Annotated in this window: 17 protein-coding genes and 1 pseudogene; 9 read left to right on the top strand and 9 right to left on the bottom strand. The window is 64.1% G+C overall.

What is annotated here, in order from left to right:
* The 4 genes from ABIA42_RS26210 to ABIA42_RS26195 form a co-directional block, all read right to left on the bottom strand.
* Positions 1–213 carry a hypothetical protein gene (locus ABIA42_RS26210; protein WP_271527711.1) on the bottom strand — a complete coding sequence of 71 codons (213 nt, stop codon included), beginning with the start codon at positions 211–213 and terminating at the stop codon, positions 1–3.
* Between the two features lie 125 nt (positions 214–338).
* Positions 339–968: a uracil phosphoribosyltransferase gene (upp, locus tag ABIA42_RS26205; RefSeq protein WP_028179165.1), complete on the bottom strand. Its 630-nt coding sequence runs from the start codon at positions 966–968 to the stop codon at positions 339–341.
* Between the two features lie 165 nt (positions 969–1,133).
* The gene (locus ABIA42_RS26200) at positions 1,134–2,372 is read right to left on the bottom strand and encodes a URC4/urg3 family protein (RefSeq protein ID WP_370119726.1); all 1,239 of its coding nucleotides are present in this window, start codon (positions 2,370–2,372) and stop codon (positions 1,134–1,136) included.
* 7 nt (positions 2,373–2,379) lie between these two features.
* Positions 2,380–3,636, bottom strand: a complete 1,257-nt coding sequence (locus tag ABIA42_RS26195) for a GTP cyclohydrolase II (protein WP_370119729.1) — start codon at positions 3,634–3,636, stop codon at positions 2,380–2,382.
* A 382-nt stretch (positions 3,637–4,018) separates the two neighbouring features.
* On the opposite strand from ABIA42_RS26195, the gene ABIA42_RS26190 reads away from it, so the two are divergent.
* The gene (locus ABIA42_RS26190; protein WP_370119732.1) at positions 4,019–5,146 is read left to right on the top strand and encodes a pyridoxal-phosphate dependent enzyme; all 1,128 of its coding nucleotides are present in this window, start codon (positions 4,019–4,021) and stop codon (positions 5,144–5,146) included.
* Positions 5,147–5,332: 186 nt separating this feature from the next.
* Here the strand turns inward: ABIA42_RS26190 and ABIA42_RS26185 are convergent, their stop codons facing one another.
* Positions 5,333–6,148 (bottom strand): DUF2927 domain-containing protein, encoded by an 816-nt coding sequence (locus ABIA42_RS26185; RefSeq protein ID WP_370119735.1) that lies wholly within the window; start codon positions 6,146–6,148, stop codon positions 5,333–5,335.
* A gap of 93 nt (positions 6,149–6,241) precedes the next feature.
* Positions 6,242–6,820 carry a L,D-transpeptidase gene (locus tag ABIA42_RS26180; RefSeq protein WP_271527705.1) on the bottom strand — a complete coding sequence of 193 codons (579 nt, stop codon included), beginning with the start codon at positions 6,818–6,820 and terminating at the stop codon, positions 6,242–6,244.
* Between the two features lie 263 nt (positions 6,821–7,083).
* Between ABIA42_RS26180 and ABIA42_RS26175 the strand changes: the two genes are divergently transcribed.
* Both ABIA42_RS26175 and ABIA42_RS26170 read left to right on the top strand, forming a co-directional pair.
* Entirely contained in the window at positions 7,084–8,631 is a 1,548-nt protein-coding gene (locus ABIA42_RS26175; RefSeq protein WP_370119739.1) for an acetolactate synthase large subunit, read from the top strand.
* A gap of 38 nt (positions 8,632–8,669) precedes the next feature.
* On the top strand, positions 8,670–9,188 hold the full coding sequence (locus ABIA42_RS26170; RefSeq protein WP_271527703.1) for a hypothetical protein: 519 nt from the start codon (positions 8,670–8,672) through the stop codon (positions 9,186–9,188).
* A 61-nt stretch (positions 9,189–9,249) separates the two neighbouring features.
* Here the strand turns inward: ABIA42_RS26170 and ABIA42_RS26165 are convergent, their stop codons facing one another.
* The 3 genes from ABIA42_RS26165 to ABIA42_RS26155 form a co-directional block, all read right to left on the bottom strand.
* Positions 9,250–10,197, bottom strand: a complete 948-nt coding sequence (locus ABIA42_RS26165; RefSeq protein ID WP_370119742.1) for a hypothetical protein — start codon at positions 10,195–10,197, stop codon at positions 9,250–9,252.
* A 348-nt stretch (positions 10,198–10,545) separates the two neighbouring features.
* A complete protein-coding gene (locus ABIA42_RS26160) occupies positions 10,546–12,477 on the bottom strand; it encodes an AI-2E family transporter (protein WP_028182142.1) in 1,932 nt (643 codons plus the stop codon).
* A gap of 470 nt (positions 12,478–12,947) precedes the next feature.
* On the bottom strand, positions 12,948–13,181 hold the full coding sequence (locus tag ABIA42_RS26155; RefSeq protein ID WP_130219155.1) for a DUF3551 domain-containing protein: 234 nt from the start codon (positions 13,179–13,181) through the stop codon (positions 12,948–12,950).
* Between the two features lie 254 nt (positions 13,182–13,435).
* On the opposite strand from ABIA42_RS26155, the gene ABIA42_RS26150 reads away from it, so the two are divergent.
* The 6 genes and pseudogenes from ABIA42_RS26150 to ABIA42_RS26125 all read left to right on the top strand — a co-directional run bounded on the left by ABIA42_RS26150 (position 13,436) and on the right by ABIA42_RS26125 (position 18,250).
* Complete coding sequence (locus ABIA42_RS26150; protein ID WP_370119745.1) at positions 13,436–13,774, top strand: hypothetical protein; 339 nt, start codon at positions 13,436–13,438, stop codon at positions 13,772–13,774.
* Positions 13,775–13,880: 106 nt separating this feature from the next.
* Entirely contained in the window at positions 13,881–14,360 is a 480-nt protein-coding gene (locus ABIA42_RS26145; RefSeq protein WP_271527699.1) for a hypothetical protein, read from the top strand.
* 59 nt (positions 14,361–14,419) lie between these two features.
* Positions 14,420–14,902 carry a transcription elongation factor GreA gene (greA, locus tag ABIA42_RS26140; protein WP_370119748.1) on the top strand — a complete coding sequence of 161 codons (483 nt, stop codon included), beginning with the start codon at positions 14,420–14,422 and terminating at the stop codon, positions 14,900–14,902.
* 331 nt (positions 14,903–15,233) lie between these two features.
* Positions 15,234–15,911, top strand: coding sequence for a hypothetical protein (locus tag ABIA42_RS26135; RefSeq protein ID WP_271527697.1), 678 nt, complete (start codon positions 15,234–15,236; stop codon positions 15,909–15,911).
* A gap of 383 nt (positions 15,912–16,294) precedes the next feature.
* Positions 16,295–16,597, top strand: a pseudogene (locus tag ABIA42_RS26130) (calcium-binding protein); the annotation flags it as partial.
* A 180-nt stretch (positions 16,598–16,777) separates the two neighbouring features.
* Positions 16,778–18,250 (top strand): alkaline phosphatase PhoX, encoded by a 1,473-nt coding sequence (locus tag ABIA42_RS26125; protein ID WP_370124107.1) that lies wholly within the window; start codon positions 16,778–16,780, stop codon positions 18,248–18,250.
* Positions 18,251–18,348 lie beyond the last annotated feature (98 nt).

The raw sequence follows: 18,348 nt of genomic DNA, 5'->3' as shown, positions 1-18,348 counted from the left end.
TCACTTCGCAGGTGCAGCAGGTGGATTCGATCCGGTGGTGACGTTCGGCGCCGTATTCGGATCGGAGGTCGTGGTCTGTGGCCCCACCTGGCGCCCATTGTAGAAGAAGACGGTCGCGACCACGGCGATCACGAAGATCGCGCCGACCGCCCAGCCGACCGGGCTGTTGCGGCGTGCTCTGTCGGCCCTGCGGTCGTCATCCTGATAGGTCATCGTGCTCTCCATCGCAATGCAGGAGAACATCGCGCGACGGAAGCTGTTCCTAAGGCATGACCCGGAAAAGTGTGCAGCGGCTTTCCGAAAAGATCATGCTCGAACAATATAGGTGCGTGCAGCGCTTACCGCGTCCCGTAAGCGCGGTCGCCGGCATCGCCAAGGCCCGGCAGGATGAACCCGTTCTCGTCGAGACCTTCGTCCACCGCCGCCGTCCAGATCGGCACGTCCGGATGCAGTCCGCGCAGCCGCTCGAGGCCCTCCGGCGCGGCGATCAGGCAGGCGAGGCGGATGTCCCTGGCGCCGCGCTCCTTCAGCCGGTCGATGGCGGCGACGGCGGTGTTGGCGGTGGCGACCACCGGCGTCACCACGATCGCCAGGCGCTCGCTGAGATCGGACGGCGATTTAAAGAAATACTCCACCGCGGCAAAGCTGTGCGGCTCGCGGTAGAGCCCGATATGCGCGACACGCGCGGTCGGCACCAGATCCATCATGCCGTCGACGAAGGTGGTGCCGGCGCGCAGCATCGGCACGAACACGAGCTTCTTGCCGGCGATCTTGGCCGAGTGCATCGTCGCCAGCGGCGTCTCGATGACGGTGTCGGCGAGCGGCAGGTCGCGCGTCACCTCGTAGCACAGGAGCATGCCGATCTCCTTGATCAGCTCCCGAAACGATTTGGTCGAGATGGATTTGTCCCGCACCAGCGTCAGCTTGTGCTGTACCAAGGGATGATCGACGATCGTGACGCCTTCCATGATGGGATGCTCTCTTCTTCCCTTCTCCCCTTGTGGGAGAAGGTGGCGCGAAGCGCCGGATGAGGGGTCTGCTTCCACGAACTCAAGCGAGAGATATGCCCGCGGAGACAACCCCTCACCCGGCTTCGCTTTCGCGAAGCCACCCTCTCCCACAAGGGGAGAGGGTTAGAACACGGTACCGTCGCTGATCACCTTGAGCGGCGGCGAGCCGTCGGGACGGCGCGCGAAGGCGATGGCGCGGCCTGCGGCCCAACTGCCGCCTTCCAAAATGCTGGCGAGCGGCAAGGTCTCCGGCGTGCGACCGAGCTTGGCGCGAACCAGTTCGGCAAGACGATCCAGCAGCGCGACCGTCAGCGCGCGCCACTCCACGACGAGCAGCGAATCCACCGCATGCGCAAGCTCGGCGTCGGCGGCGTCGCGCAGGCGCAGCACCTCGTGATCGACGAACAGTCCGCCATTGCGATATTCGGCCAGCCCGGTCAGGCCGTCGATGTCGGTGACCGCGAAGCCGGCGCGCTGGAGCGGCTCGATCAGCGAATAGCTCAGCCATTGCGACAGCTTGTGCAAGGGTACGAGGCCCGCAGTTGCGTCGTCCGCCGTGATGGCGGGATGACGCCAGCAATCGCCGAGCGGAATGCCGGCGAGCTCGATCCGCGACGGCCAGATCGGTCCGAGCTGGGTCAGCACCGCCGACAGGATTGCGGGCGCGGCAATGGCGCCCTCATTCGCTTGCGCCGCGATGTGATCGAACAGGCCGCCCGGCCGCGGCGTGTCGTGCAGGCCGAACACGTCCGCACGCTCTTTCACCAGCTTGCCCAGTCGTCGCAGCAGATCGGTGCGCCCTTCGAGGCCGAGCAGCGGATTGGCGTCGCTCGCCTGAAAGGCGGATGTGAGTGCGGCGGGCGGCAGCATTGCGAGCACATCCGCATCGGCCCGGAATGGAGCACGCGCATCGCGCGAGAAGAGGCCGCTCGCGAACATGTCGAGACTTGCGATCGCAAGCCCCTCGGAGCGGCCGATGGCGTCGCCGGTCACGGCGTCGCGATATCGCCATGCAGCGCCCGCGCCGGCATCGAGCAGCACGCTGATGATCGCAAGATCGAACTCCGCGCGCGCCCGCGCGGCGCGATCCGGCCAGGACGCAGCATCGGCAAGCCGCGCCCAACGGTCGACGCCGCCAAGCACAAAATGCCGCCACCGCGCGTGGAAGGGGATATCCAGCGTCGGATAGGCCTTGCGCGTGACCGCAAGCACCGCCTCCGCGACGCCATCCATGCGGTCGAGATCGATCGTGAAATGTGAGAGCTTGCCGGCAAGGCCGAGATCGAGCATCTGCCCCGCCCGCGCGCGCACCGCCTTTGCGGTGAGCAGCGAGCGTGCCTGCAGTTCCAATGCGTCCGCCATCGCGCGATCAGTATTTTTCCAGCGAACGTCCGACCACGGCGTTCACGTCCTTCTCCGGCGCGATGTCGGCCGAGTAGTAACCGGCGGCCTTCTTCGCGGCGATCTCGACATAGGCGTCGGCCGGGATCAGCTCCGGCGGGATCGGCACGCGCTCGACGATGTCGATGCCCTGCGAAGTCAGCGCGTCGTATTTCATGTCGCTCATCGACAGGAAGCGGTCGATGCGCTTGAGGCCCAGCCAGTGGATCGTGTCTGGCATCAATTGCTGGAAGCGTGCATCCTGGACGCCGGCGACGCATTCGGTGCGCTCGAAATAGGCGGCGGCCGCATCGCCATCCTCCTGGCGCTTGCGCGCGTTGTAGACCAGGAATTTCGTGACCTCGCCGAGTGCGCGGCCCTCCTTGCGGTTGTAGACGACGAGCCCGAGCCCGCCGTCCTGGGCGCCGCGCGCGGATTCCTCGATGCCGTGGATCAGATAGGGCCGGCAGGTGCAGATGTCGGAGCCGAACACGTCGGAGCCGTTGCACTCGTCATGCACGCGGCAGGTGATCCTGGTGCGATGGTCCGGCAGCTTGGTGACGTCGCCGAACAGATAGACCGTGGTGCCACCGATCGGCGGCAGGAACACTTTCATGTCCGGCCGCGTTACCAGCTCCGGGAACATGCCGGCGGTCTGCTCGAACAGCGTACGCCGCAGCTCGGTCTCGCCGGTGCCGAAGCGCGTGGCAAGCCCCGGCAGGTACCAGACCGGATCGATCGCGATCTTCACCACGGAGACGCTGCCATTGGCATGCACGACCTCGCCGTCGGCACGGAGCCGCTTTGCGGCCAGCGCCTCGCGGATTTCCGGCAGGTCGAGCCGCGCCCGCGTCACCGCGATGCTCGGGCGGATATCGGCGCCTTCGGCGATCTCCTGGCGGAAGTTCTCGGCGACGAGATGCCCCCAGGGATCGAGCGCGACGATTTTGGCGGGATCGCTCCATTGCGGGAACGGCCCGATGGTCGCGGCGGGAAATGTGTTGGTGAGGTCGGGGCGCCGGATGGGATCGAGCGCGCCGGCGGAGACGGCGAGCGCGCGGTACATCGCGTAGGACCCGCCATGGCTGCCGATCACGTTGCGATCCCCGGTGCGCGACACCGTGCCGATGATCGGTCCGCGGGCGCGCGCGTCAGTGGCGCCCCAATGGATCGGAAAGGCGGCCTTCCTGCCCGGCTCCGGATGGGAGGTGAGGCGGATGTGGTCGGTACGGTTGGCGCGGCTCATGTCCAGGCTCCCAAAAAGCCAACGGCCCGCCGCTGGGACGGGCCTGGCTCGCTTGCGTTGCCTGACAGGAACAGCGGCGGCGCAAGCTCAATCCAACATATTGTAGCGGCCGGCGACGACAGACAAGTTAATCGTGTCGGGCGAGCACGGTGGTTTGCGACCAAATTCCCGTCATCACCGGGCCTGCAGAGTTCGCCTTGCGCGCCGGGCGCTCGCGCTGGCCGAGCGCGCCGCACTGCCGGCGGGATCGGCTAAGGAATTGAAGTATTTATACTTTTCATTTTTTCAAGGGGCTGTGTCGTTTCGCTCGGCCAGCGTCGAATCCTGGACTAAACGTGTCATCCGTTCCGATCGTAGAATCGTCCTTGTCTTGGAGACCCCAATGCCCGCCGCCAGCTACATCGACCCTCGCAACGGAAAACTCTATCCGCTGGACCCGCCGCGCTGGTGCTCGGACGAGCGCACGCCGCTGCTGGTGACGCCGGGTGCCGGCATCTCGCGCGAGGATATCGATAGCCGGACGCGGTCGCTTTGGCGCTACCGGGCGGCATTACCGGTCGAGATCGCCAATCCAATCTCGCTCGGCGAGGGCTGCACGCCGCTGATCCAGCAAGGTTGGGGTGACCTGCGGCCCTTCTTCAAGCTCGAATGGTTCAACCCGACCGGCAGCTTCAAGGACCGCGGCTCTTCCGTGATGCTGTCCTTCCTGCGGCAGATCGGTGTCGATGCCATTCTGGAGGACTCGTCGGGCAATGGCGGCTCGTCGATGGCAGGGCTGGGCGCCGCCGGCGGCATGCGCGTGAAGATCCTCGCGCCCGCCTCGACCTCGCCGGCCAAGATCGCGCAGGTGAGGGCCTATGGCGCCGAGGTGCAACTCGTCGAAGGGCCACGCGAGGAGTCGGAAGCCGAGGCCATCCGCCAGTCGAGCCAGACCTTCTACGCCAGCCACAATTGGCAGCCGTTCTTCCTCGAAGGCACCAAATCGCTCGCCTACGAGATCTGGGAGGATCTCGGCTTCCGCGCACCCGACAACGTCATCGTTCCCGTCGGCGCCGGCAGCAGCCTGCTCGGCTGCGCCTTCGGCTTCCGCGAGCTTTTGAAGGCCGGGCAGATATCGAAGCTGCCGCGCCTGTTCGCGGCGCAGCCGCTGAATTGCTCGCCGATCGATGCGAGCTTCAAGGCCGGCGTCGATACGCCCGTCGCGCGCGAGGTGCACAAGACCATCGCCGAAGGCACTGCGATCAAGAATCCCCTGCGCCTGCGCGAGATCATCGGCGCCTTGCGCGAGAGCGGCGGCGGCACCGTCGCGCTCACCGAGGACGAGATCGTCGCCGCCTTGCGGCGTCTCGCGCGCCAGGGCCTGTTCGCCGAGCCGACCAGCGCCAGCGCGGCGGCGGCACTGGACAAGCTCGCAGCCGCTGGCGGCATCAAGGCGACCGAGACCATGGTCGCGGTCCTCACCGGCACCGGGCTGAAGGCCGCGACGATTGTGGCTGATCTGGTGCAATAGGTCGGAGCGGGCGCCGTGCTTACCCTCCCCTGGAGGGGGAGGGTCGATCGCGCGCCAGCGCGAGCGGGGTGGGGTGATCTCTCCACTCGGGCAGTCCCCGTGAGGATAGATCACCCCACCCCGTCTCACATTTCGCTGCGCTCAATGCGAGCCGACCCTCCCCTCCAGGGGAGGGTAAGAACGACCTCACTCCTTCAGGTCATTCACCCGCTTCACCCAGGCGCGCACATCTTTGAGCACCGCGGGCAGCACCGCCTTGACCTCCGCCACGGTCATGCCCGCCTTGATGCGGGGGTCGTACAGCAGATTGAGGATGTACTGGTCGTAGACGTCGAAATAGCCCATCGAGACGTTGTCGTTGAACATGGTCCACGGCACGCTCGCGGTGTCGTTGATGGGCCCGAGCGATTGCAGGAGCTCCTCATAGGCGCAGTCGAGGAAGACGAAATCGCCGTTGTCCACGGTGAGGATGACGTCGGAATGCTCGATCTCGAAAGCGTCGTTCTTGCGGAAGCCGGACAGGCATTGCGGGTCGAGCGAGGTACGAATCTCGCGCGCCTTCTCGGCGCCGTAGAAGCTCGAGATTGTGCGGTAGAGGTCGCGGTCGCGCACCAGCTTCACCCGCACATTCGCCGCTTCGTTGGTGTCGATCATGGCGATGTCGAGATGCTGTACGCGCCTGCCGATGTCGGCCACGACCTTTGCGAGCTGCGTCTTGCGGTCGGCGCGGTCGCTCTCGGCGAACACGCGCACCGGCCCGTCGAACTTGCGAATGCGGTCGACGCGGCCGGCGAGGTGATATTCGGCGCCGAATGCCGTCTTCAGGAAGCCTTCGATGATCTCGCCGTCGGTGAAGCTCTTCTTCTCGGCGCGCTGGCGCGAGGAGACCGCGGGCAATTCGCCCGCGGCGGCCATGGAGGCGGTGTCAGGCACCAATATGAACGCGGCGAGCGCCAATAGGGCGAAGCGAAGGGCAGGCGAGGACGGAGTCAATGCGCTCATCGTTGCCCGACGCTGCCGCATTCGCCCCGCGCACACAAGTCCGCAAATTCACGCGCCCTGCGGTTCCGCCGCGTTCAAGCCCCCGGTCTTGCTTCAGTTGTTCAGCACCACCACCGTGGTGCCGACCGCGACACGGCTGTAGAGATCGGTGACGTCGTCATTGGTCATGCGGAAGCAGCCCGACGAGACCGCCTGGCCGATCGTCTCCGGCTCGTTGGAGCCGTGGATGCGGTACAGCGTCGAGCCAAGATACATCGCGCGAGCCCCGAGCGGATTGTCGACGCCGCCCTTCATGTGGCGCGGCAGGTCGGGCCGGCGGGCCAGCATCTGCGACGGCGGCGTCCAGTCCGGCCATTCCTTCTTGGCGGTGATCCTGTGCACCCCGCCCCAGCGGAAGCCGTCGCGGCCGACGCCGATGCCGTAGCGGAGCGCCTGGCCGTTCTGGAGCACCAGATAGAGCCGGCGCTCCCTGGTGTTCACCACGATCGTGCCGGGGGCGTAGTTGCCGTTGTACATGACGGTGGTGCGGGGAACGGGATTGGCGCCGGAACGGAAGAAGTTCGGGCCGCCGCCCATGATGTCGCGCGTGTCGAACTCTTCGGCGAACGCGCCACCCGCCGTGGCCGACAGCAGTGCGATGGCGGCAATCGGCGCGGCAAAAAACCGGATCATTGTCTCCCCCAGAAAGAAATCGATTCAATGAACGTCACAGGCCATATTTGCGGGGATTCCGCAAGCCACGGGCCCGTGAGGGCCGCCATGCTCGACGATCGGCGTTACCAAATCGGCAACCACAATTTGCCGAAAACCATTAGCCAAACCGGCGCATCGTCACGCGGGGCAGGGCGGCGATGCCGGCTATTGCTTTGACGGGACGCGCGAACAATGATTGATCGGACGGATATCTGGACATGGCCGGTTGCGGGAGCTTTGGGATGAACGGTGCGGAAAGCCTGGTGCGGACGATGGTCAAGGGTGGGGTGGACGTCTGCTTCACCAACCCCGGCACCTCCGAGATGCATTTTGTCGCGGCGCTCGACCGCGTGCCGGGCATGCGCTGCGTGCTCGGCCTATTCGAGGGCGTGGTGACGGGCGCTGCCGACGGCTATTTCCGCATGAAGGGAACGCCGGCCTCGACGCTGCTGCATCTCGGCCCCGGCCTCGCCAATGGACTTGCCAATCTGCACAATGCCAAGAAGGCCAATTCCGGCATCGTCAACATCGTCGGCCAGCACGCCGTCTACCATATCGGCTACAATGCGCCGCTGACCTCCGACATCGAGGGCCTTGCCCGGCCGATGTCGTCCTGGGTCCGCACCTCGCCGGATGCCAAATCGGTCGCCGCCGACGGTGCCGCGGCGATTGCCGCCGCCAAGAGCGCGCCGCCGCAGATCGCGACCCTGATCCTGCCCGCCGACACCGCCTGGAACGAGGCCGACGGCATCGCCGAGGTTCCGGCCGAGCAGCAACGCGCGAGCTATTCACCGCAGGCGGTCGAGCAGGCCGCAAGAATCCTGCATGGCGACGGCGAGGGCACGCTGCTCTTGATGACCGGCAGCGCGCTGAGCGAGCAGGGCCTGGCGCTTGCCGAGCGCATCGCCGGCAAGACCGGCTGCACCGTGATGGGCCCGACCTTCCGCCCCAAGATGGCGCGCGGCCGCGGCCGTTTCTCGATCGACCGCATCCACTACGTCATCGATCAGGCGCTGCCGATGCTGGCCAAGTTCCGTCACATCGTGCTGGTCGAGTCCGACGATCCCGTGGCCTTCTTCGCCAATCCGAACAAGCCGAGCATGCTCAAGCCGCAAGGATGCGAGGTCCATCGCATGACCTCCTGGGGCGAGAATTCGGTCGCGGCGCTGGAGGCGCTCGCCGGCGCGGTGAAGGCCAGCTCCAGGGACGTCAAGCCGCAGGCTTTGCAGGAACTGGTCAAGCCGACCGGCGCGCTCACCTTCGCCTCGATCGCGCAGGCGATCGCCTGTGCGATCCCCGAGAACGCGATCATGGTCGACGAATCCCTGACCACCGGCCGCGGCTTCTTCCCGCCGACGGCGGCAGCCGCCCCGCACGACTGGCTCCAGAACATGGGCGGCTCGATCGGCTTCTCCACGCCGCTGTCGATTGGCGCTGCGATCGCCTGCCCGGATCGCAAGGTGATCACCATGGTCGGCGACGGCAGCGCGATGTACACGATCCAGTCGCTGTGGACGCAGGCCCGCGAGAACCTCGACATCGTCACCATCGTGTTCGCCAACCGCATCTACCAGATCCTGCGCGGCGAGTTCGACAATGTCGGCGCGGGCGAGCCCGGCCAGCGCGCCAACGACATGCTCAGGCTCGACCGCCCGACGCTCGATTTCGTGGCGCTGGCCAAGGGCATGGGCGTGCCAGGCCGCGCCGTCACCAATGCCGAGGAGTTCAACAAGGCGCTGGCCGAAGCGGTCGCCGAGCCCGGGCCGCGGCTGATCGAAGTCCAGATGTAGGACATCAACAGACAGAGCGCCGCGAGCCCGGAGGCACGATGCAGACCGAGCTGAATAAGGTGATCGCGGCGCTCCAGGACTTCTACGCCCACGAGGGTTTCCTGTTTGAGAAGGACATCGGCGAGCGGGCGGTCACCCACCGCTTCGCCGTGCATCTGGAGAAGCAGTTTTCGGGCTGGTCAGTCGATTGCAACTACGACCGGCTCGGCGAGCGCACGCTGCATCTGCCGCACGGTACCATCATCTCGACCGACGACCATCTCGGCAAGTCGATCTACCCCGATGTCGTCGTGCATCAGCGCGAGATCCCGAACAATCTGCTCGCGGTCGAGATCCGCAAGGCGAACAATCATACGCCGCTGGAGCATGACGAGCACAAGCTTCGGGCGCTCACCGATCCGAATGTCTGGTTCGCCTACACGATCGGCGTGCTGCTGGTGCTGGATAGAACCGGCGTCATGTTGTCGGACGTCTATTTCGGCGGCGGGCCCGACCGGGCATTGGCGGTGTGGTTCGCCAAGCGGCTGAATGACGCCGGTCTTGCCGGGACCTCGTGAGGGCGCAGGCGAAGAGAACGAATCCTTGGTCCCTGTTGGTCGGGGCCCCGCTCTTCCTCGCTCAGAACTTGAAGCTGCTCTGGATGAAGGTGCCGTATCGGTCGACCTGATAGGTCTGCGCCTGCCCCGCTCCTCCGTTCGTAGGCTCGGTGAAGTCGTTGATTCCGGTGTGCCAGTACCGGGCGCCAATTCCGATATTCGCGTTGGGCGTCACAGCATAGGACATGACCGTCTCGAGCTGGAAGCCATGGCCGTAGCCGCGAGAGGGCTCGGTGCCGAAGGTAAAGTAGTGCGTGTCGAAAGCTCTCACGTCGGAATAGGTGTAGGCGGCATCGACGGTCAGCTTGAGCGCCGGCGTAAACCAGAGATCGGCAACGGCGCCGGCGCGTACGCTGTGCAGGATGTCTCGCTCGGTGATGACCTTGACGTTGCCGGCGAGGGCGTCGGCACCTTCGCAGATCTGACCGCCAGACACGGTCTGTCGACAGCCCCATGCATCGGCCAGTTCGCCGCGGTAATGGTAGCCGACGAAGGCACCCAGACGAAGGCGCGGCTCCGCATTGACCGGGTGGGACTCGTAAAAGGAATAGCCGATATCGAGGTTGGCGTAGGCCAGAAAACCGCGGGTCTGGCTCTCCGTCTTGGTGTACGGCCCGTTGAAGAACGGAGGAAAATCCTCGTCGTTCATGGTGCCGCCGGTCATACCTCCATATCCCCCGTAGCCCTTTACGAAGAACTTCATGGGGCTGTCGATCCGGAAGAAAACCTCTCCCGAATGCGTGCTCATGTTGTGATAGTCGAGCCGTGAGATGACCGGCGAAGATCGCGAGCCGCTGGTGTGCAAGTCGTAAGCGGTGCGGCCGATGCTGTACCAGTACCGTACGCCGACCTCGACCTGCCAAAGATTGAGTGGCTCGGGAGCCCTGACAGCCTTGATCGGCAAGTCGGCGGCGACTGCCGGAGCGACCAGCATGAAGAGGCCGGATGCGATGAATGCTGCCTTGTGCACGACGTCCTCAGCCTGCTTGTCTGGATATCCTGCGAATCGGAGTGAAACTTTGAGGCGGATTGTGGTGATTTGCTGCGAACGGAGCAATCCGAAATCGCGCCCGCGCCGCGGGTTCTCGGCCTATCGTAACAACTTTGCACCACACGCGAGAGGCCGGTGACGATATAGCCGCGCGAATGGGCGGCGTACTGCTGGACAGGCGCAACGTCACGGCGTCGGAGGTGTATGTCAGCGGTCTCGCTGATCAGCGCTCTCGCGCTGGGGCGCGAGGTCGACCTCGGCTCGGGTCGCGCAGTAGCAGGCGTACTCACATAAGGGCAGCTTTCGAGGCCGGCATCGATCGCAGCCTCACGCTGCAGCCGTTGTGGATTTATCCTTCTCTGTTTCTTGCCCCTGTTCCCTTGCCCCCGTCGCTTCGATGCACAGCCTGACGGCCTCGCCGATGCTCGTTGCAACGAGGTCAGCCTTGGCGCCCTCCCGCAGCAATTCCAGGGCCGCCGGATCAATGTCCTTGACCCAGCAACCCAGGATGATGGTTGCCTTTGGCAATTTCCGCCTCAGACGCCGGACGGAGTACCGCATGTGTGCCGCGGCGCGGGCATCGAGATAGACCAGGCAAACGATCGCCACGCCCGTCGTATCCAGACGAAAGACGTTCGTCGTGGACAGCGATGCTGCCCCTTCGACCCGCGCAGCGAGCCCGTGCTCAGTCGAGATCTGAGCCAGCATGATCGCGGCCGCCTCGTCGATCAGCGTGCGTCCGGCCACGCACAGGACGGGGTGTTCACCCTGCCAATCCGGCGGAAGAGTTTCTCTGCGGAGGTAAGGCAAATGTTCATTGGCGGCATTCTCTGCGACGCCTTCCACCGCGGACGATGCTTCAGCATCGGTGGTTGAACTGCTCCTCGCCGGCGGCCGGTCGTCCTGATCGGCAAGATCGGCGCCGAATTCGCTGACGGCGTCGCGAATCTTCGTAAGACGTTCCTGGTCGAGCGCATGGCGATCGGCGTCGGCTTGCGCCAGCTGCAAACCCTTCAGGGCGACCTCATCATAATACGAGGCCAGCGAACGCTCCTTCAAGAACTCTTCGGCCTTTTCGGCCGCTTCCGTGGGATCCCCCGCCAGCATCCGCTGATAGAATATTTCCGGAGGAGAAAGCGCCGGTCGGTCTCCGAACATCACGTCGAGAAATTCCAATCGCTCCACATGCCGCCCGAGCACCACCAGGCAAATCGTGAGGGGGGTCGCGAGGACGAGCCCGATCGGTCCCCAAAGCGCTGTCCAGAACGTTGCCGAAGCGACCACGGCAACGGGAGAAAGCCCCGTGCTGCGGCCGTAAACCATCGGCTCGACGACATGGCCCACGATCGGTTCAACGACGAGAAACAGAGCGAGAGTCCAAAGCAGCATCGACCAGCCGGGATCGATGGCTACCGCCAGCGCCACCGGGAATGCGGCCGCGATGACCGCGCCGACATAGGGGACGAAGCGAAGCGCAGCCGCGAGGATGCCCCAGAGAATCGCGCTTGGAATTCCGATGAGCCAAAGGCCGGTGCCGATCACCACACCGAATGCGCCGTTCAGGATGAGCTGGGTCAGAAACAGCTTGCTGAGGCGGCTCGCTGCATCGTCCAGCGCGGCCGTCGTTCGTTGCAGATCCGACGAGCCCGCCAGCCGAATGAAGCGGTTACGAAGATCCTCGCGTTGAATTAGAATGAATACGACGAAAATGATGATGATGCCGGTAGTCGCGAGCGGATGAATGAGCGGAGAAATCAAGGTTCGCAGACTTTCCAACGCGCCGGGATCGGGCTGGCGCACTTCGACCGGTACCGGTGGCGCGGAGGTATTCGAGCCCGCGATAATGCCGGGGCTACGCGCGGATGGGGCGTCTTTCGGCTTATCAAGTTCCTTGCTGAGGTCTTTCAGCATGTCGGAAGCGCGCTCCAGCGTGCCCCTGCCGGCCTTGGTATCCCGAAACGCCTGGATCTTTTCGCTGATCGTCGATTGATATCGGGGCAGGTCACCAGCGAGTTGCGTCAGTTGGGCGGCGAGAAGGCTTCCTATCGCGAAGATCAGCATGAACGCAACGACAACCACGCTCACGACGGACAATCCCCGCGGGACACGGATGCGCTGCAGTATCCCGACCAGCGGCGCCAGCACGAAGCTGAGGAGAATAGCCAGCGCAACGGGCACGAAGATATCCCGGCCGAAATAGAGCATCGAGATGATGATGACGGTCAGAATTGCAGTCGCTACTGCGCTGAGCAGCGCCATCAGTTCTTCGGTGGTGCGTGGTTTGAAGGGCTGTCGCGCTACAGGCCTCATTTGCTGTCCCTGTTCCATCGTCCGCTGAGCGTGCACCGATTTCAGCTGCAAGGGCGCAGGACGACACTGCAGAGGACAGCCGCTCAGGGCACTCGTCCATGCGGTCTTCGTGAGTGGCGGCCGTACTCCGGTCACGCCATCGCACGCCAACCGCTTCGCCCCCAAAAGGTTCCTGGTTGCGGGCTAGACGTGTGCAATGCACAGAATGGGACCGTCGCGAACATTGGTGCTTGCTCTCGCGCCGACGGCGGATCGTTAGACGCCCCTATTCGCGTGTCTGTCTTACGACCGTATCCTTGCCGGCGCCTGTCTGCCCGATAGCTCAACCCGGCGACATGGGTAACACAAGCCTGGTTTCGTTCAGTCTGTTCTGGACGGGGCTGTGGCGGCGCGCGCGTGGTGTGCGCGCCGCCTTCTCGTCAGTGATAATACGGCTGCGAGTAGGCGTAGCGCGGATTGATGCCGCAATAGGCCGACGTTCCGGAAGCCGTGGCGGCACATTGCTGATAGCTGGCGAACTGGCAATTGCCGGGATAGCCCCAGTGGCGGCCTTGCAGGCAATATCTGTCGTTTGCGGCCTGGGCCGGTGCCGCCGACAATGACGCGGCGATCAAGGTTGCGAACGATGCAAGCGTGAGGATGGTGCGACGCATTTCAATCTCCTTCGATTGGAACGGCCGTGCCTTGGCGTTCCCACTGGACTGTCTGATGCACGGTCATACCTGTGTTGGTGTCCGCGACGTCGGATGCGTTCAAGGTGAGATGCATCGTGACCGCGGCCGGTGGCGGGCAATGTGATCTCCACCACAGTTCGCGCGCGGGTTCCGAGCTATTCGACGAACTTGCACGCCTCGATCCCGCGGGACTAGGCTTGCCTTCATTCGGATCAGGCATTTTGGAGGTTCTGATGCAGAATTCATATCTGCCGGCTGCGACGGCCGCGCTGCTGCTCATGATGCAGACGCCGCTTGCGCTGGCGCAGAGTGCTCCGGCCGCCGGCGGAACCGCTACGCCTCCCGCGACAACCGCTGCGCCTGCGGCGACGACGGCAGCGCCAAGCGCAACCACCGACAGCTCCAGCCAGCCGACCGACGCCAGGAAGAGCGCGTCGAAGAAGCCTGCGAAGAAGAAGATGACCCGGCAGCAGGAGATCGATCATTCGATCGATACCGGCACCGTGCCGGCGCGCTATCGCAGCTCAGTGCCGAAGCAGTACCAGCAGTATATTCCGTTCGACAAGCGGTAGCGGATCGCAAGCGGCGTGACGCGACCCAACGTCGTGCCGCCGGTGCCATCGCCGGTGGTGGTCTGCGAGAGCAGTGCTAGAGTAGACCGAAGTCCCGGGGGGAGTAATGAATAACGAGGTGAAGGACGCTGGCCTTGTGGCGATGATCAGCGGCATCCTTGGAGGCAACAGGCGCGCAGACAGTTTTGCACCGCTCGCCGATGGTCCGCCGACTGTGCCGGCGGATGGATTGGAGCCGGGCGAGACGCTCAGCTCCGATCCGGTACCGGCCACAGCCGGGAATGCGTCCGATGACGCGCCGGCTGCCACGAAGCCGGTTGAGCCGCCCGCGCAAATCGCAACCACGCGGGACGGCAAGCGCCTGCTGCCGGCCGAGGCGATCGCCGATCTCGTGCTCGGCGAGCTGCGCAAGCTGGAGGGTTTCCCGAGTTCTGGCGTCTCGGTCACGGTCTATGGCTACCGGAACTGGAACGCCATGCTCACCTTCGCGCCGTTTTCGACCAGTTTTCAGAATGCAACGCGGTTCCGCCAGGCCATGCCGGACCTTGTCTTCAAGCTGCGCCGTTTCGTCGAACTTGAGATATAGTTCAGTGCAATCGGCGGCGCGCGGCGTCGCCATCCCAAACAGCTCGACAGGATCTTCAATTGAGCGTCGCCTTTACCAAGGAAGAGAGCGCCGAAACCGCGTCCGAGACGCTGTTGCCGGATCGCCCGATCTCGCCGCATCCAAACCTCGTGACCGAAGCAGGCTACAAGGCGTTGCAGACGCAGCTTGCCGAAGCACGCGAGGCCTATGAAGCCGCGCAACCCATCGATGACGTCAACGAGAAGCGCCGGCAGTCGGCCGTGCCCCTGCGCGACGTCCGTTATCTCACCGAACGCTTACGCACCGCGCAGGTCATGCCCGATCCGACCTCGACCGACGTCGTCGCCTTCGGTAGCACGGTAACGTTCAGCCGCACCGATGGCCGCGTGCAGACCTACCGCATCGTCGGCGAGGACGAAGCCGATCCGAAAGCCGGCTCGATCTCGTTCGTCTCGCCGGTCGCGAGGTCGCTGATGGGAAAGGCGGTCGGAGACGTCGTGGGTTCGGGCAGCCAGGAGATCGAGGTTCTGTCGATTGCGTAGCGGCGCTCAGGGTGAGGCGAGGATCGCATGAGCAAACGGCACTCGACAGGAGCGATCTCATTCGCCTAAAGCAGGACCCGAAGGACTGCGTTAGCGCAAAGCGGGAAGCGGTTTTCCGGAAATATCATGCGCAGGAAGCTGAGGCGCAGAGTCCATTCAACCTGATGTCCATCGCGCTAGAGCTGTCCGGAACGGAGACCATGGTAACTGAAGCACGAAGGAAGCAGAGCCCCGGCAGCCGTGCCGGAATTCGGCCTGCGAGACGTCTCGGTTGTCTTCTGTTGGGACCGGTGGTCTCCGCTGTGCCCGCCAAACAGAGCGCGATGGTTGGATGAGACGGTTTCTGGCGGGAGCGTTGCCGTTTTACGCGCTGGCTGGACTAGCCATATGCATGTACCTCGTCCTGTACAGGACGAACCTCTTCGACCTGAACGCCATCGTCCAGGGTGCGACCGGTTCGTCATGGTTTCTGGTCTTCATGTTCGCCTGCGTGCTCATGGAGTCGGTCTTCCCGTATTTCGGCTATTTTCCCGGAACAGCCCTCATCCTGATGTCCGTGGCGCTCAATCCGAAGCCCGCGGATGCCTTCGTCTTCGTCATGGCGTGGCTCGCGATCATCGTCGGCGCCGTCCTGAGTTACGGACAGGCTCGTTTTTTCAGACCGTTCTTGCAGCGGGTTGCCTCAAAAGCGGCTCTGGGTCGATGTGAGTCCCTCCTCCACGCCTACGGTCCTTACGCGCGCATTGCCCTGTTCGTTCATCCCAACGCCTGCGCGATGTATTTCACGGCACTCGGACTTCTCGGCGGCAACCTGACGCGAGAGCTTGCCCATCTTTGCCTGGGAGCAGCGGCCTCCGTGGGTGTGCTGTTCGTCATCGTGACCAGACTTGTGTCGTCCGTAGGCGCCACCGATGATGGACAATTGCAGCTTCTGCTGGCGGCAGGGCTGGTCGCCATCGGCACCCTCGTCGGTCTCTACGCGGCCTGGCGGGCGGAGCGGGCTGTTTGAGGCTTGCTCCGACATTGTAAGCGGCCCGTCCGCCATAGCGCGAAGAGCGACGGCGGAAGCGACGCAATCCAGTCCTCGCGGTGTGTGCCGTGCCGACGATCGCGTGCGGGCAGGTCATAGAGCCGAGCATCCTCGGTTTCGGCCTCGTCGAGGAAGCCTGCGTGCTTGGGCAGCTTGGGACGGAGTTGACCGGCGTCCTTGCCACTGCGCCTGTGCGGCCTCGGGATCGTCCTGGGCAAAACCCGTGCCCTGACGTGTCGCCGAATAATCAACTCGAGCCAAACGCAGGCATGGCCCATTCATATCGATGTCGTGTCAACGTCACAGCCGTTGGTTAACGGAGCGTTCGTGCCAGTACCAAGCCAAACAGCCAGGGAGCAAGCATGTCGCACCATCACCACGACGATCATCGCCACGTCGGTCCGTTCAAAAAGATCAAGTTCGGAACCAACGGAGACGACGCCATTCCAGGGTCGAACCACAGCGACATCATCCTTGGCTTCGGCGGCAATGATACGATCGCCGCCGGCCTCGGCAATGACATCGTTTTCGGCGGTCGCGGCAATGACTGGATCGACGGCGGCAAGGGAAACGATGCGCTGTTCGGCGAAAGCGGCAATGATGCCCTGATCGGCGGCGATGGCAATGACGACCTGCATGGCGGCCGCGGCCGGGATCTGCTGCTTGGCGGCGCGGGCCGGGATCATCTGAGCGGCGATGAGGGCAATGACAGGTTCCTGCTCCGCAAGGGCATGGGCGTGGACACGATCGAGCGGCTTGATGCGGGCGATCGCATCGACGTCCGCGACTTCGACATTCCATCCTTTCAGACGCTCATCAATTCCGCGCGCCAGGTCGGTCATCATGTGCAGATCAATCTCGGCAATGGCGACGCGCTGATCATCGAGCATGCCCGCATTTCCGATCTTCACGCCGAGCAGTTCATTCTTTCCAACGAGGTGATGGGCACCTCGAGCTCCCAGACGCCCTACCTGCTCAGCAGCAACTCGCACGTCTATACCGAGTCGCTGCTGACGACCGGCGACAGCGTGAACGGCTACAAGATGGCCGGCATCCCGGACGGCCTCGGCGCGTTCGACAACGGCGACGGCACCTTCACCGTCCTGATGAACCATGAGCTTCCCGGAACGGCCGGAATTGCCCGGGCGCATGGCGGCACCGGCTCGTTCGTGTCGGAGTGGGTCATTGACAAGACGACGCTGCAGGTCGTCTCGGGCAAGGACCTTGTCCATGACGTCTGGATGTACGAGGGCGGCACCTATGTCGACCACAACGCCGGCAACAGCCCGGTGACGTTCAACCGGTTCTGTTCGGCAGACCTTGCCGATTCGGGCGCGTTCTACAATGCGCAGACGGGGCTCGGCTTCGACGGCAGGCTGTATCTCACCGGTGAAGAGGGAGGCGTCGAGGGACGGGCCTTCGCTCACGTCGTCGGCGGCCCGCAGGACGGTAACAGCTACGAGCTGGCTTGGCTCGGCAACATGGCCTACGAGAACGTGGTCGCCAATGCGCATACCGGAGACAAGACCGTCGTCGCCATGATGGATGACGGCCAGAACGGCCAAGTCTACTTCTATTCCGGCACCAAGCAGGCGACTGGAAATGTCGTCGAAAAGGCCGGTCTGACCGGAGGCCATCTGCTCGGAATTCACGTCAGCGAGTTCGAAGGTTCCGCGAACAATGCGCCGAGCAGCACTAGTGCGCTGGGTACCGACGAGAAGTCCGCCTTCACCATGATTGATCTCGGCGACGTCAGCGGCAAGACCGGCGCGCAAATCGATGCGGACAGCGAAACTGCGGGCGTGACGAGCTTCCTGCGGCCGGAGGACGGCGCGTGGGATACACTCAACCCGAACCGCTTCTACTTCGTGTCGACGAATGCGTTCAACGCACCGAGCCAGCTCTGGGCGCTGGACTTCACCGACGCGTCGCACCCCGAGCTCGGCGGCACCATCAAGCTGCTCCTCAACGGCAGCGAAGGACAGAAGATGCTCGACAACATTGCCGTCGATTCGCACGGCAAGCTCATTCTGTCCGAGGACGTCGGCAACAACGCCCACCTCGGCAAGGTCTGGCAATACGATCCTGCGACCGACTCGCTCACACAGCTTGCCGAGCACGATCCGAGCCGCTTCGTTACGGGAGCTGCGAACTTCCAGACCCAGGACGAAGAGGCATCGGGCGTCATCGACGTCTCGCACATCCTCGGTAGCGCCGGGGAGAACGTCTACCTGATCGACACCCAGTCTCACCTCAATGTAGGAGGGGAGCTCGTCGAAGGCGGCCAGCTGCAACTGATCCACCAATATCTCGTCTGACGCCAGTCGCCGGACGAGGATATTGCTCAATGCGGAGGTGTCGGCTCCCCGGCCGGCACCTCTGTTGTTGTCAAACGGCTGTCATGAATCATCGACAG

Source organism: Bradyrhizobium sp. USDA 327 (genome assembly GCF_041262065.1).
GTDB lineage: Bacteria > Pseudomonadota > Alphaproteobacteria > Rhizobiales > Xanthobacteraceae > Bradyrhizobium > Bradyrhizobium liaoningense.
This window is presented reverse-complemented; position numbering and strand designations above follow the sequence as displayed.